This window comes from Neorhizobium galegae (assembly GCF_021391675.1).
In the GTDB taxonomy this organism is placed as follows: domain Bacteria; phylum Pseudomonadota; class Alphaproteobacteria; order Rhizobiales; family Rhizobiaceae; genus Neorhizobium; species Neorhizobium galegae_B.
The window spans coordinates 2,998,126-3,009,987 of sequence record NZ_CP090095.1 but is presented as its reverse complement, the minus strand read 5'-3'; the positions used below and the strand labels follow the sequence as shown (position 1 = coordinate 3,009,987).

At 60.0% G+C, this 11,862-nt stretch carries 12 protein-coding genes; 3 read left to right on the top strand and 9 right to left on the bottom strand.

Annotated features, from left to right (window positions below):
- Positions 1 to 35: 35 nt before the first annotated feature.
- From LZK81_RS14940 to puuD, 7 genes are all read right to left on the bottom strand, one after another.
- Positions 36 to 470 carry a hypothetical protein gene (locus tag LZK81_RS14940; RefSeq protein ID WP_233953770.1) on the bottom strand — a complete coding sequence of 145 codons (435 nt, stop codon included), beginning with the start codon at positions 468 to 470 and terminating at the stop codon, positions 36 to 38.
- 355 nt (positions 471 to 825) lie between these two features.
- The gene (locus tag LZK81_RS14935; protein ID WP_418936444.1) at positions 826 to 2,847 is read right to left on the bottom strand and encodes a PAS domain S-box protein; all 2,022 of its coding nucleotides are present in this window, start codon (positions 2,845 to 2,847) and stop codon (positions 826 to 828) included.
- Positions 2,848 to 3,812: 965 nt separating this feature from the next.
- Positions 3,813 to 4,958: an alpha-hydroxy acid oxidase gene (locus LZK81_RS14930; RefSeq protein WP_233953769.1), complete on the bottom strand. Its 1,146-nt coding sequence runs from the start codon at positions 4,956 to 4,958 to the stop codon at positions 3,813 to 3,815.
- A 157-nt stretch (positions 4,959 to 5,115) separates the two neighbouring features.
- Entirely contained in the window at positions 5,116 to 5,526 is a 411-nt protein-coding gene (locus LZK81_RS14925) for a DUF1508 domain-containing protein (protein ID WP_233953768.1), read from the bottom strand.
- Complete coding sequence (locus LZK81_RS14920) at positions 5,519 to 5,839, bottom strand: type II toxin-antitoxin system HigB family toxin (RefSeq protein WP_233953767.1); 321 nt, start codon at positions 5,837 to 5,839, stop codon at positions 5,519 to 5,521. Before LZK81_RS14920 ends, LZK81_RS14925 begins: the two co-directional genes overlap by 8 nt.
- Positions 5,840 to 5,857: 18 nt before the next feature.
- Entirely contained in the window at positions 5,858 to 7,174 is a 1,317-nt protein-coding gene (gene guaD / locus LZK81_RS14915) for a guanine deaminase (protein ID WP_233953766.1), read from the bottom strand.
- Positions 7,171 to 8,397: a urate hydroxylase PuuD gene (gene puuD / locus LZK81_RS14910; RefSeq protein WP_233953765.1), complete on the bottom strand. Its 1,227-nt coding sequence runs from the start codon at positions 8,395 to 8,397 to the stop codon at positions 7,171 to 7,173. The genes guaD and puuD overlap by 4 nt, the downstream gene beginning before the upstream one ends.
- A 309-nt stretch (positions 8,398 to 8,706) precedes the next feature.
- On the opposite strand from puuD, the gene LZK81_RS14905 reads away from it, so the two are divergent.
- Complete coding sequence (locus tag LZK81_RS14905; protein ID WP_046603743.1) at positions 8,707 to 9,066, top strand: hypothetical protein; 360 nt, start codon at positions 8,707 to 8,709, stop codon at positions 9,064 to 9,066.
- 101 nt (positions 9,067 to 9,167) lie between these two features.
- On the opposite strand, the gene LZK81_RS14900 is transcribed toward LZK81_RS14905, so the two are convergent.
- Positions 9,168 to 10,085, bottom strand: coding sequence for a LysR substrate-binding domain-containing protein (locus tag LZK81_RS14900; RefSeq protein WP_046603744.1), 918 nt, complete (start codon positions 10,083 to 10,085; stop codon positions 9,168 to 9,170).
- Positions 10,086 to 10,181: 96 nt separating this feature from the next.
- On the opposite strand from LZK81_RS14900, the gene LZK81_RS14895 reads away from it, so the two are divergent.
- Together LZK81_RS14895 and LZK81_RS29415 are read left to right on the top strand one after the other, a co-directional pair.
- A complete protein-coding gene (locus LZK81_RS14895; protein ID WP_233953764.1) occupies positions 10,182 to 10,409 on the top strand; it encodes a hypothetical protein in 228 nt (75 codons plus the stop codon).
- Positions 10,304 to 10,921, top strand: coding sequence for a nuclear transport factor 2 family protein (locus LZK81_RS29415; protein ID WP_418936443.1), 618 nt, complete (start codon positions 10,304 to 10,306; stop codon positions 10,919 to 10,921). Before LZK81_RS14895 ends, LZK81_RS29415 begins: the two co-directional genes overlap by 106 nt.
- On the opposite strand, the gene LZK81_RS14885 is transcribed toward LZK81_RS29415, so the two are convergent.
- Positions 10,902 to 11,834, bottom strand: coding sequence for a LysR substrate-binding domain-containing protein (locus tag LZK81_RS14885; RefSeq protein ID WP_046609178.1), 933 nt, complete (start codon positions 11,832 to 11,834; stop codon positions 10,902 to 10,904). The genes LZK81_RS29415 and LZK81_RS14885 overlap by 20 nt on opposite strands.
- Positions 11,835 to 11,862 lie beyond the last annotated feature (28 nt).

Below are 11,862 nucleotides of genomic sequence, written 5' to 3'. Positions count from 1 at the left end.
CAAAAGGAGCGGCTCGCCAGTCAGGCGAGCTATCATCATGCAGCGGGTCGAGGAGGCTCGAACGCGGGAGAAGGCATGCGGCCGGACAGGTTATCGGGTAACTCTGCGAACCGTGCGATCATGAGCGTCTGATGCATCGAGTCGGAATCCGAGGTGGGGATGATCAAGACAAAGCTGGCGCAGACGCTGGCGCAGCAGGCCTTGTCGTTTCCGGACTCAACCGGATGGGAAAAGGTCTCGTCGTGTCCGGTGTGATGGCTGGAGGGAACGTGTTCGGTTGGGCACGGTTGAACCATCGCGCGGGTGGCAGGCGTACCGAAGAACATCGCGAGCACAAAGACTGCCGCAAGCACTTTTCGGAACAGGTCTTTCTGCCTTCGCAGGTTCATGTTGTCTAAGCCCGTTTGTGCAATGACCGCAACATACGCTTGCCCACTGCGCTCGCCTTGATCCTCATCAATCGAAGTCATCGCCGGATCGGGCATCTTAGCCGGAAGCCAGTTTTTTGCCGAGGTGGATGGGGAAGTGCTGGTCCGGGACCGTGAACTCAAAAAATAAGCGTTGTCCGGCCCATTTTTCACACCGCCCACGGTTTGGCCCGGAAGGTCACATGGCATGTCCGCCCGCAATTCCCAGGCCGACAGCGGCCATCCATACCGTGTTCCGCCCCAGATACCGCCACCAATGTGAAAGCGATCCAGCAGGCGTCAACGTGCCGGGAAAATCGCGTTTACTGCTAAGCTATGTTCAACCGATCGTCATTTTTGGAGTTTTATTGGCAGGGCCGATCATTATTCTGCTTACAAGATGATCTGGGCCATTCCCTCATCCCGGCGGTCCGTGCGGAGCCAGATGTGAGCCGCGAACGATGGTGTTTCGACCATTGTCTTTCGCGCGATAGAGTGCTTGGTCGGCGTTGCGCAAAAGAGCCTCAGGTTCGGCCTGTCCACCTTCAGCCAGGGAGACGGCTCCAACACTGATAGTCGCGACGTGTTTCGGACTGGCTTCGTGTTCGATCGCCAAGCGGAACACGGCCTGTCGAATCCGCTCTGCGATTGACGCTGTTCCGATTTCGTCGGTATCTGGCAGGAGTACGGCAAATTCTTCCCCGCCGTAGCGCGCGACGACGTCAGCAGGCCGGCAGACTGTGTTTTTGATTGCCGCGCCGATCCTCCTCAAGCATTCATCGCCGGCCGGGTGACCATAACGATCGTTGAAGGATTTGAACCAGTCGACATCGATCATGAGCAGCCCGAGGCACTTTTTGTCTCGTCGCGCGCGCCCATACTCGCGTGAAAGTGCGTTATCGAAAGATCGCCGGTTGGCCAAGCCGGTCAGCCCGTCCTGCTCCGCGAGAGCTTGTAAGCGCCGATTGGCGTCCTGCAGTTGATCCTCGATGGCCTTTCGAGCCGAGATGTCCCTAAGGGTTCCAATAATGCCTGAGGGCTGGCCTGTCTGGGGATCCTTGAGTGTCTTGAGTTGCGCCTCCACCCAAATCCAATGTCCGTCACGATGGCGAAAGCGATTGATGACCGAGTGGCGATCCACATGGCCGCTCAGCAGCGATTGGAAAGCCAACGTGACACCCACCGCGTCCTCGGGGTGCACCATGCTGAGGGGTTTTATCCCGATCAATTCTTCCGGGGCGTAGCCAAGAATTTCGCGGCAAGCCGGCGATACATATCGGCGCACCAGGTCGAGATCGAGCTGAAACACCATATCCGTCCCGTGGTCCGCCAGCAGGCGGTAGCGGGCCTCGCTTTCTTTGAGGCGCTGCTCGGCTGCCAGGCGCTGTTCGATGTCGCGAACAACGACAAGTCGCTGTGGCAATTGCCCCGGCTCGGCCGCAATTGCCCGCGAAACGCTCTCGACCCAAACGTAACTGCCGTTCTTGTGGCGCATTCGATAGCGGAAAGTCGTCGCTTCATCATCGATGTAGGCCTGCCGATCCGCCAGAAAGCCGATATCGTCGGGATGGATCGCATCCTTGGTCCGGATCTGAAGCATCTCTTCGGGTTCATAGCCCAGAAGCGCTACGCATGCTGGAGAGGAATAGGTCCGTTTTCCATCGCGGCCAACAAGGAGAATCATGTCGGTCGAATTATCCGCCAGGAGGCGGTAGCGCGCTTCGCTCTCCTGAAGGCGCCGCTCGACAGCAACGCGTTCGTCGATGTCGCGACCGACCGAATGAATAGCCGTTACTCGTCCTTCGGCGTCGGTGAGCGCTCTATTCGTCCAAGCCATCCATCGCGTTTGGCCATTTGGCAGAACCACCTGATTTTCGTTTTCGACGCTTCGATCGATGCTGCATACTTGCTTCAAGTGCTCCGCTACTGCGGCGCGGCCCTCCTCGGGGACGAAGTCGAAAAGGCTCCTGCCCACCATTTCGTGGGGCAGCCGGCCATAACGCCGCGCATAGGCATGATTGACGAAGCGCAATTCGCCCTCCGGGCTGGCGAGCGACACCAGTTCTGACTGGCTCTCGACCAATTCCCGGTAACGCGCCTCGCTCAAGGTCAACTGCCGCTCGGCGGTTTTGAGCGCGGTCACATCCGTGATGACAGCCAGCGAAACACCGACCCCCGGGGAATTGTCGTCCAGAACGGCGGACAACAGGACGTCGATCACCCGTCCGTCCTTACACACCATCTGGTATTCGACGTCATCAATGCGACCGGTCCGAAAAAAACCGGGCAACACATCCGTGATTGCATATTCCCGCGATTCCGGAGTCAGGAACTCGGATGACCGCCTCCCTATAACCTCGTCGCGGGCGTAACCGAGCTTCGATAGCCAGGCGTCGCTCACGGAGATCAATCGTCCCTCCTTGTTGATCGAATGAAGCATTGCGGGCGTAACTCTGGTCCGATGCTCGAGCTCGGCCCACAGTCTCACGCTACGATGAGTTTCGATTTCATTTGGGAGGACGTGGGTCACTCAGAAACCGATCTACTCTGATGGACGTTGGAACCGGGAATGCGTCAACATTGATCCACCGCACGCTCGTAAGGAACGATCAACTCGCTCGCAGATTACGACATCCGATAACCTTACTGGTGGCGACTTATCAAAACATTAACCTGCGGGGAATCCCTATTCCTCGGCAGGCCCTGTTGGACATCATAAAGTTAACCGAGCAACGATCAAAATGCGGGATCTGGTGATCTCGTACTCGCGCATCAACTCGACTCCGAGAGCCGAAATGAAGGCGGCCCATCTTCTGGAGCCAAGGCACTCTCGCCCGGAATGGAAAGGTATCCTTTCGCAGCGATCGGGATAGCGATGCACTGTTCCGGCGAGTTCCTCGTTGCTTCGTTTGGGAACGATGAACCTCCCGCCTACGGCCGATTGGAAGGAATTCCGCGACCTTTTAGATCACTGCGGGGCTCGTGATATACCGGAGAACTGCGTTGAATTGATTTGGGATTTGTCCGCCATCAACTTCGGGCTGCTTATCGATCTCAACGCTACGAATCCCTGGGGCCTATTCTACAATCGTGGATTTCAGATCCGCGGCTTTGCAGATGACCTGGATTTTCTTGCCGACTTCATCTCCACGCCTGAGTTTCGCAGATCACTCGAGGTACTCACGGCAGAGGCCCCGGCGTTTCACTGAGGACGTCTACAGGCCGAGGGGTTAAGGCAATAGCGGCACTGGAAACTGCTGTTGCTACTCCGTGGTTTCTCCAGGCCCCCTTCGTGCGAAGCGCTGGAAATCATGGGTTTTGCACTGAGTGACTCATTTAAGGGGGCAATATGCCCCCTAAAGTTGGGAAAAGTGACTCATCACCGCAGCCTTCTCAACTCAGTCGTCAGAACGGCATGTTGGCGAGGATGTTGCGGTCGATATGCTGGATATCGCGTTTTCCGCAGAGCGCCATGGTGATGTCGAGTTCCTTGCGGATGATCTCGAGAGTCGTGGTGACGCCTTCCTTGCCCATGGCGCCGAGGCCGTAGAGGAAGGGCCGGCCGATATGGGTGCCGCGGGCGCCGAGCGCTACGGCCTTCAGCACGTCCTGGCCCGAGCGGATGCCGCCATCCACATGCACCTCGATCCGGTCGCCGACCGCTTCGACGATCCTCGGCAGCATGCTGATCGAGGAGGGAGCGCCGTCGAGCTGGCGGCCGCCGTGGTTGGAGACGATGATTGCATCCGCGCCGGTGTCGGCGGCGGCGCGCGCATCCTCTTCGTCGAGTATGCCCTTGATGATCATCTTGCCGCCCCAGAGGTCCTTGATCCAGCGGATGTCGTCCCAGGAAAGCCGCGGGTCGAACTGTTCCGCCGTCCAGGCGCCGAGCGAGGAGAGGTCGGAGACATTGCTCGCATGGCCGACGATATTGCCGAAACCGCGGCGCTTGGTCCCCAGCATTTCCAGGCACCATCTCGGGCGCGTCACGAGCTGCAGGGCGGCGTTCAGCGTCGGCTTCGGCGGAGCGGCGAGGCCGTTGCGCAGGTCCTTGTGGCGCTGGCCGAGGATCTGCAAGTCGGCGGTGACGACCAGCGCCGAACATTTCGCCGCCTTGGCGCGGCCGATCAGCCGTTCGACGAAGCCGCGGTCCTTCATCACGTAGAGCTGGAACCAGAAGGGTTTCGTGGTCACCGAGGCGACGTCCTCGATCGAGCAGATGCTCATGGTCGACAGCGTGAAGGGCACGCCGAATTCTTCCGCCGCCTTGGCGGCCAGCATTTCGCCGTCGGCATGCTGCATGCCGGTCATGCCGGTCGGCGCCAGCGCCACGGGCATCGCCGCCTTTTCGCCGATCATCGTGGTTTCGAGCGTGCGGTTGGTCATGTCGACCAGAACCCGCTGGCGCAGCTTGATCTTCGAATAGTCTTCCTCGTTCGCCCGGTAGGTTCCCTCGGTCCAGGCGCCGCTATCGGCATAATCGAAGAACATTTTTGGCACGCGACGGCGGGCAAGGTTTTTGAGGTCTGCGATGGTCAGCGGTTTGGACATCAGTCGAGCTGCTTTCGAAGGCGGGAGACAAGGCGGGCCAGGAATTAGCACAAATTTTCGGCGCAGGTCACCGAAATTGATCAGGTTTTCAGCCGCGCGTCCAGGCCTTCGTGGGGCGGGGATGTCGGGGTCATCGCCGTTGAGCGCCTATCTGGCTTCACGCGGCGAGTTCGACTATCTTCGACTGTGATGCGCTCTCTTGCAGCAGTTTGATTGCGTTGATCGCATCGGATTTTGTATCGAACGTTTCGGAGTGAAGTATCATTTTTCCAGCTCCCAAAAGGCGAAATGCAAAGCGGCCCGCTTTGTCCTTGAAGACCTGGAAGACAAGCTGATCTTCAAACGACGCGGCCACAGCGTCTTGCTGCTCCGTTTCGAAAGCTGCCAATGCTTCCGGACTGGGGGCATCCATCGGGAAATGCTCTTTTTCATACGCATCGATCAAGGTCGCGAGAATATCGAGCTGGTCGCCCTCCAACGTTCCGCTGGCTGCTCCCCAGAGCTTGGAGAGGGTTCGTAGAGCGCCTTCATAATCCTCATCCGAGCGGATGGGCCGGATCTCAATCATATTCCACCTTTGCCGCGTCGATGTGATCGTATTCCTTGTGCGTGCCGATCCATTTTATCCAGATAATCGACTTGTCGAAATCGATAGCGACCACCAAACTATAATCGTTTCCCTTGATATTGAAAACGATACGCTCGGCATTGACGATGCTCGCTGTGGCGAAAGTTTGCCGAACGTCGGCAGAGTTTCTCCATTGAGCCTTGCCGGCACGATCATGCCAGACCTCAATCGCATCTTTGACCGCAGGATAATCCCGCCGACCCGCCTGGCTCTCCGCAAACCTTGTCAAAGTCCGGCGAGCGATAATCCTCATGGCAGAGACATTCTCATATCACTCACCCGCCAGCCCACCTTTCATCGCCTTACCCGCCACATAGGTCTCGACCACGGCGCGGTCGTCGCCCATGGTCTGCAGCAGGAAGAGTTCCTCGGCCAGCGTCTTCACCGTTTCCATCCGCAGCCGCATGGCAGGCGTCGAGGCGCCGTTCAGCACCACGAGGTCGGCATCGGTGCCCGGCTCCAGCGTGCCGATATGTTCCGCCATCGACAGCGCCTCGGCATTGCCCCGGGTCATCAGGTAGAAGCTTTCGAGCGGGTTCAGACGCTCGCCGAGGAGTTGCTGGATCTTGTAGGCCTCGTCCATGGTCCTCAGCATCGAATAGCTGGAGCCGCCGCCGATATCGGTGGCGACCGCCACCCGGACCGGCTTTTGCCGCCGCATCAGCGATTTCATCGGGAACAGGCCGGAGCCGAGGAAGAGGTTGGAGGTCGGGCAGTGGACGGCGACGGCGCCAGCCTCCGAAAGCGCATCGGCTTCGCGATCGGAGAGATGGATCGCGTGGCCGAGCAGGGTCTTGGGGCCGAGAAGGCCGTAATGGGCGTAGATGTCGGTATAGTCCCTGGCGTCCGGATAGAGTTCTCCCGTGTAGCGGATCTCCTCGTGGTTTTCGGAGAGATGCGTCTGGATATGCAGGTCGGGAAATTCCCGCGCCAGCGCCTGGGCGGCCTTCATCTGGGCGGGCGTCGAGGTGATCGCGAAGCGCGGAGTGATGGCGACGTGGCAGCGGCCCTTGCCGTGCCAGTCGGCGATCACGGCTCTCGTTTCGTCATAACCCATCTGCGGCGTGTCGAGCAGGCCCTGCGGCGCGTTGCGGTCCATCATCACCTTGCCGCCGACCATGCACATGCCGCGCTTCAGCGCTTCGGCAAAGAATGCGTCGGCCGAGGTCTTGTGAACGGAGCAGTAGGCGACCGCCGTCGTGGTGCCGTGGCGCAGCAGTTCGTCATAGAAATGTGTGGCGATGCGCCCCGCGTGCTCGCTCTCTACGAACCGGCATTCCTCCGGAAAGGTGTAGGTGTTCAGCCACTCGAGCAGGTTGGCGGCATAGGAGGCGATCACCTGCATCTGCGGGAAATGCAGGTGCATGTCGATGAAGCCGGGCAGGATCAGATGCGGCCGGTGGTCGATTTCCTCGACGCCCTCTGGCGCAATCGCCTTCACCGTGCCGTAGCTGCCGGTAACCGAAATCTTGCCGTCCTCAATCAGCAGCGCGCCGTCGCTTTCATAGAGGTAGCTGTCGGTGTCGGCGAGCGAGAGCGGCGCGCGCGTGAAGGAGAGCAGCCGGCCGCGGATCAGTGTCTTCGTCATTGGGATATCGCGCTTTCGTACCAGGCCACCAGCAGCTTGCGTTCCTCCGGAGAAATGTCGGTGACATTGCCCGGCGGCATGGCGTGGCTGCGGCCGGCCTGGATGTAGATTTCCCGCGCATGGGCGGCAATTTCGGCATCCGTCTCCAGTTTGAGGGATTTGGGGGTAAATTTGACGCCCTCGTAAACGGGTTCAGCCGCATGGCACATGGAACAGCGCGCCTGTACGACATCCCTCGCTGCGCCGAAATGGGCGTTGGCCGCGAATTTCTGGGCGGCGGGGGTCATCGAGGTCTCGGTCTCGCCGGTCAGCACTTTCGGAACGGTCGAGAGCCACATGATGACGATGAACAGCAGCACCGTCACCAGCCAGGTCCAGGTCGGCTTGCCCTTTCGGGCATGGGTGGTGTTGAACCAGTGCCTTATCGTCACTCCCATCAGGAAGACGAGCGCGGCGATCACCCAGTTGAAATGGGTCGCGAACGCCAGCGGATAGTGGTTCGACAGCATGAAGAAGATGACGGGCAGCGTCAGGTAGTTGTTGTGCAGCGAACGCTGCTTGGCGATGGCGCCGTATTTCGGGTCAGGCGTGCGCCCCGCGATCAGGTCGGCGACGACGATCTTCTGGTTGGGGATGATGATGAAGAAGACGTTGGCCGACATGATCGTCGCGGTGAACGCGCCGAGATGCAGGAAGGCCGCACGGCCGGAGAATACCTGCGTATACCCCCAGGCCATGACGATCAGCACCAGGAAGAGCAGGGCCATCAGCCCCCAGGTATTGTTGCCAAGCGGCGACTTGCAGAGCAGGTCATAGATGATCCAGCCGACAGACAGCGATGCCAGCGACAGGCCGATCGCCTGCCAGGGCGCGAGATCCATCACGGTGCGGTCGATCAGGAACAGGTCGGCTCCGCCGTAATAGACGATGCAGAGCATCAGGAAGCCGGAAATCCAGGTGAAATAGCTCTCGTATTTGAACCATGTCAGGTGTTCGGGCATCTGTGCCGGCGCCACCAGGTATTTCTGGACGTGGTAGAAACCGCCGCCATGCACCTGCCATTCCTCGCCATAGACGCCGACGGGCATGTTCGGGCGCTTCGTCAGCCCCAGATCGAGCGCAATGAAATAGAACGATGAGCCGATCCAGGCGATCGCCGTGATGACATGGAACCAGCGGGCGGCGAAACTCAGCCACTCCCAGGCGATGGCGTATTCGTACATTCAGTCTTCCCCTTTTTGCCCCCCGACTCGTCACTTTGGGGAAAAAAGCCGGCCAAGGGAAGAGGGGGCCGGCTGGAACACTTTTTGTTCCGACACGGAACCGTGACCCGCGACTTCGAGTTCCCTTCGCGCGATCTTCTCCAGGACTGCAAATAGTAGAATGTTCTGAATTGTGCATCGCAATAAGTTGGGGTTAGCCCGCGGAGGCGACTCAACGTATTGTGACAATTGCAAGTCAGCCGGTGAAAGCTTGGTAATGCGTGCGGTTTGAGCCGGTGGTGGGGGCATTCATCAACGGAGACTAAGCTTATGCGTGGTATTCTGAAAGGTGTGATGATTGCGTACGCGTCCTGCGTCTACGTCGGTTCCGCTGCGGCTCACGAAGCCCACAGTCCGAGCGGCTCGACGTGGAAATACGACGGCTTTTGCTGCAATGGTGACAACCACACAGGCGACTGCCAGATGATCTCGACGAAGAACGTCAAGATCATCAACGGCGGCTACGAGATCATCCTAGGGCCCGGCGACCATCGATTGATCACCCGCCCGCATGATTTCAAATTGCCGCAGAGTCAGGCAAGGCGGAGCCAGGACGAGGAATATCATCTCTGCCTTTATCCGACTGAAGACACTCTGCGCTGCTTTTATGCGCCGGACATGAGCTACTAGGCGCGCTCGCGACCAAGAGCGGCCAGGTGCGAAATACCCAGGCAGTTTTCCGTCCAGCAAAGCGGCGGATAGAAAACTGACTGCAAGTCCCGGGATGTCGGCTAGTCCAGGAATGTCGGCATGGTTTTCCGCATGAAGTCGCGGAAGGCACGGATTTTCTTGGAATTCCTGCGGGCCTCCGGATAGACGAGCCAATAGTCGCTGCCGTCATAGCCGAGAATGTCGAACGGCTGGACCAGCCGTCCAAGGGCGATATCGTCGGTATAAAATTCCGGCTGCAGGATCGCGACCCCCTGGCCAGCGACCGCGGCGGCGGCCTCGAAGACCTGTGCGCCCATTCTGCTCACGGGCCGACCGCTGAGGTCGACATTCGGCACGCCGGCTGCGGCAAACCAGAACGGCCACCACGGATCGCCGGGATCGATGATCCTGAGCTTCAGGATATCCTCCGGCCTCTTCACGCCGCCGATCGTGGCCGCCAGATCCGGGCTCAGCATCGGCGTGAAATGATTGCGCATCAGAAAATGCCCGCGCAGGCCCGGCCATTCGCCCTTGCCGCTGCGGATCGCGATGTCCGCCTGCGCCCGCGAAAAATCGATCATCTCCTGCGATGTCTCCAGCCTGACGGCAATGCCCGGATTTTCGAGCTGGAACGTGCCGAGATGGCGCGCCAGCCAGCGCGAGGCGAAGGTCGCCGTCGAATGGATGATCAACGTGCCCTCCGACGCGTCGTGCAGGGTGGAGAGTGCATCGCTCATGATCGCGAATGCTTCCGCGATCCTCGGGGCCAGCCGTTCTCCCGCCTCCGTCAGCGAAACCTGCCTCGGCCGGCGCAGGAAGAGCTGTTCGCCGAGCGTGTCCTCCAGCAGCTTGATCTGGTAGCTCACAGCCGTCTGGGTAAGCCCCAGCTCCTCGCCGGCCCGGGTGAAGCTCATCAGCCGGGCGGCGGCTTCGAATACCCGAAGCCCATTCAGCGGAAACTGTTTCGACATCTTCATAGATAAGTTCTCTTGATCCATTCAGACGGTAATTCGATTGGATTACCGAGATTTTCCGGCGCAAGTTACCTCCATACCGATCAAATGAAAACGGGGTATCCCCGTTGGAGGCAAGAGATGTTTTCCATCCTCACCTGGCCGCTCGAGCAGTTCCTGCCGAAGCTCGGCATAGCCGATGCCATCCGCCGCCGGCTGGCGGTCCGCCGCAACCGTCTCGATCTCGAGGAGATGCCGCAATCATGGCAGCGCGACCTCGGCCTGCTCGACGGCCGCGACAGGCGCGGTCCGCAGGACGAGGGCGCCTTCCACGCCGCAAGGCTCCTCTATTCGCAGCGCAATCTTTGAACGCGCAGCCGACGAGGCCTGTCTGCTTGACCTGCCTGCTTGACGGGACGCCATCCGCCGGCTTCTATCCGGTGCAGGCTGATTGGGTCTGCTTCGACTTTAAGGGATGTGGAATGGCAGTTCAGCCTTTGGACCTCGACGATCATATAGCCGAGCTCCTGCAGGCGAGGACCTCCGCCCTCATGCGGCAGTCCCGGGCGGACATGGAAGCTCTCCTCGGCAGAGATTTTACCTATATAAACGCGCACGGTGAGGTCTGCGACCGTTGCCAGTATCTGGATCGGTATTGCTCCGGAAGCGGCCCGCGGTTCCTGAGGCTGGAGATCGACATAGTGCGGATTATCGCGCGCGATCACGCCGTCGCGGTCCTGCTTGACTGCCGGGAAGAAATCGAGTTTGCGGGCGAGCAATCGAACGGCCTCCACCGGGCGCTCTACATCTTCCGAAAACAGGCGGACCGCTGGCTCTGGTGTGAAGGGCAAGCCACCGAGATCAGGCCGCCGGTTGTTTAGCACGGGTTGTCCCCATGGCCGCGAGGTCGTGGGCAAGGGCCGACTGGATCCACGTCGTGAAAGCCTTGATCTTGGCGGTGTTTCGCCGTGCCGGCTGGTACCCGAGCCAATAGGTCTTGCCGTCGCCGAAGCAGAGATCGAAAGGTTGGATAAGGCGCCCCGAGGCGAGGTCGTCCCGGAAGAGGAACGGGCTCAGCATCGCCACGCCGTCGCCGGCAATCGCGGCCTTCGCTTCGAGGTCGAGCGCGCCGAGTGCGTTGAGACCCGTCTGCCGGATCGTGCCAGGGGCGATGCCGGCTGCGTCGAACCACTCGCGCCACCATCCCCTCGTGTCGGAGATCCATGGCAATTTCAGAAGATCCGTCGGCTGCCTGATGCCGCCGACGCTGTCGGCGAGATGCGGCGCCAGCATCGGCGAATACTCCAGCCGCAGAAGCGGATGGCAAACCAGGGCCTCCAGCGGTACAGCGCCGATATGGATGGTGATGTCTGGCCAGGTGCGCTGCTGGTCGGTGGCGTCCATCTGGCGCACCAAGCGCACGGCGATCTGCGGATATTCGGCCTGGAAGGCGCCGAGATGCGGTGACAGCCACTGCGACGCGAATGTCGGCGGCGAGTGGATTTCCAGCGTGTCCTCGCCGCCGTGCCGCGTCGATTGCACCGCCTCGGTCAGCAGGGTGAAAGCCTCCGCCACTTTGGGAAGCAGTTTTTCGCCCGTCTCGGTAAGTTTCAGCGCCCGCGGCCGACGCAGGAACACCGTGTCGCCGAGAAATTCCTCCAAGAGCTTGATCTGGTAGGTCACCGCCGTCTGGGTCATGCCGAGTTCTTCCGCGGCACGGGTAAAGTTCTCCAGGCGCGCGACCGCCTCGAAGACCCGAAGTGCATTCAGCGGAAACCGGCGCGACAATTTCATCGATAAGTTCTCTTGATCGCGACCCACT

Coding starts and splice junctions, on each gene's coding strand:
- puuD (WP_233953765.1), bottom strand. CDS start 8,397: ATGTACGAATACGCCATCGCCTGGGAGTGGCTGAGTTTCGCCGCCCGC.
- LZK81_RS14905 (WP_046603743.1), top strand. CDS start 8,707: ATGCGTGGTATTCTGAAAGGTGTGATGATTGCGTACGCGTCCTGCGTC.
- LZK81_RS14920 (WP_233953767.1), bottom strand. CDS start 5,839: ATGAGGATTATCGCTCGCCGGACTTTGACAAGGTTTGCGGAGAGCCAG.
- LZK81_RS14935 (WP_418936444.1), bottom strand. CDS start 2,847: ATGCTTCATTCGATCAACAAGGAGGGACGATTGATCTCCGTGAGCGAC.
- LZK81_RS14940 (WP_233953770.1), bottom strand. CDS start 470: ATGACTTCGATTGATGAGGATCAAGGCGAGCGCAGTGGGCAAGCGTAT.
- guaD (WP_233953766.1), bottom strand. CDS start 7,174: ATGACGAAGACACTGATCCGCGGCCGGCTGCTCTCCTTCACGCGCGCG.
- LZK81_RS14885 (WP_046609178.1), bottom strand. CDS start 11,834: ATGAAATTGTCGCGCCGGTTTCCGCTGAATGCACTTCGGGTCTTCGAG.
- LZK81_RS14900 (WP_046603744.1), bottom strand. CDS start 10,085: ATGGATCAAGAGAACTTATCTATGAAGATGTCGAAACAGTTTCCGCTG.
- LZK81_RS14895 (WP_233953764.1), top strand. CDS start 10,182: ATGTTTTCCATCCTCACCTGGCCGCTCGAGCAGTTCCTGCCGAAGCTC.
- LZK81_RS29415 (WP_418936443.1), top strand. CDS start 10,304: ATGGCAGCGCGACCTCGGCCTGCTCGACGGCCGCGACAGGCGCGGTCC.
- LZK81_RS14925 (WP_233953768.1), bottom strand. CDS start 5,526: ATGATTGAGATCCGGCCCATCCGCTCGGATGAGGATTATGAAGGCGCT.
- LZK81_RS14930 (WP_233953769.1), bottom strand. CDS start 4,958: ATGTCCAAACCGCTGACCATCGCAGACCTCAAAAACCTTGCCCGCCGT.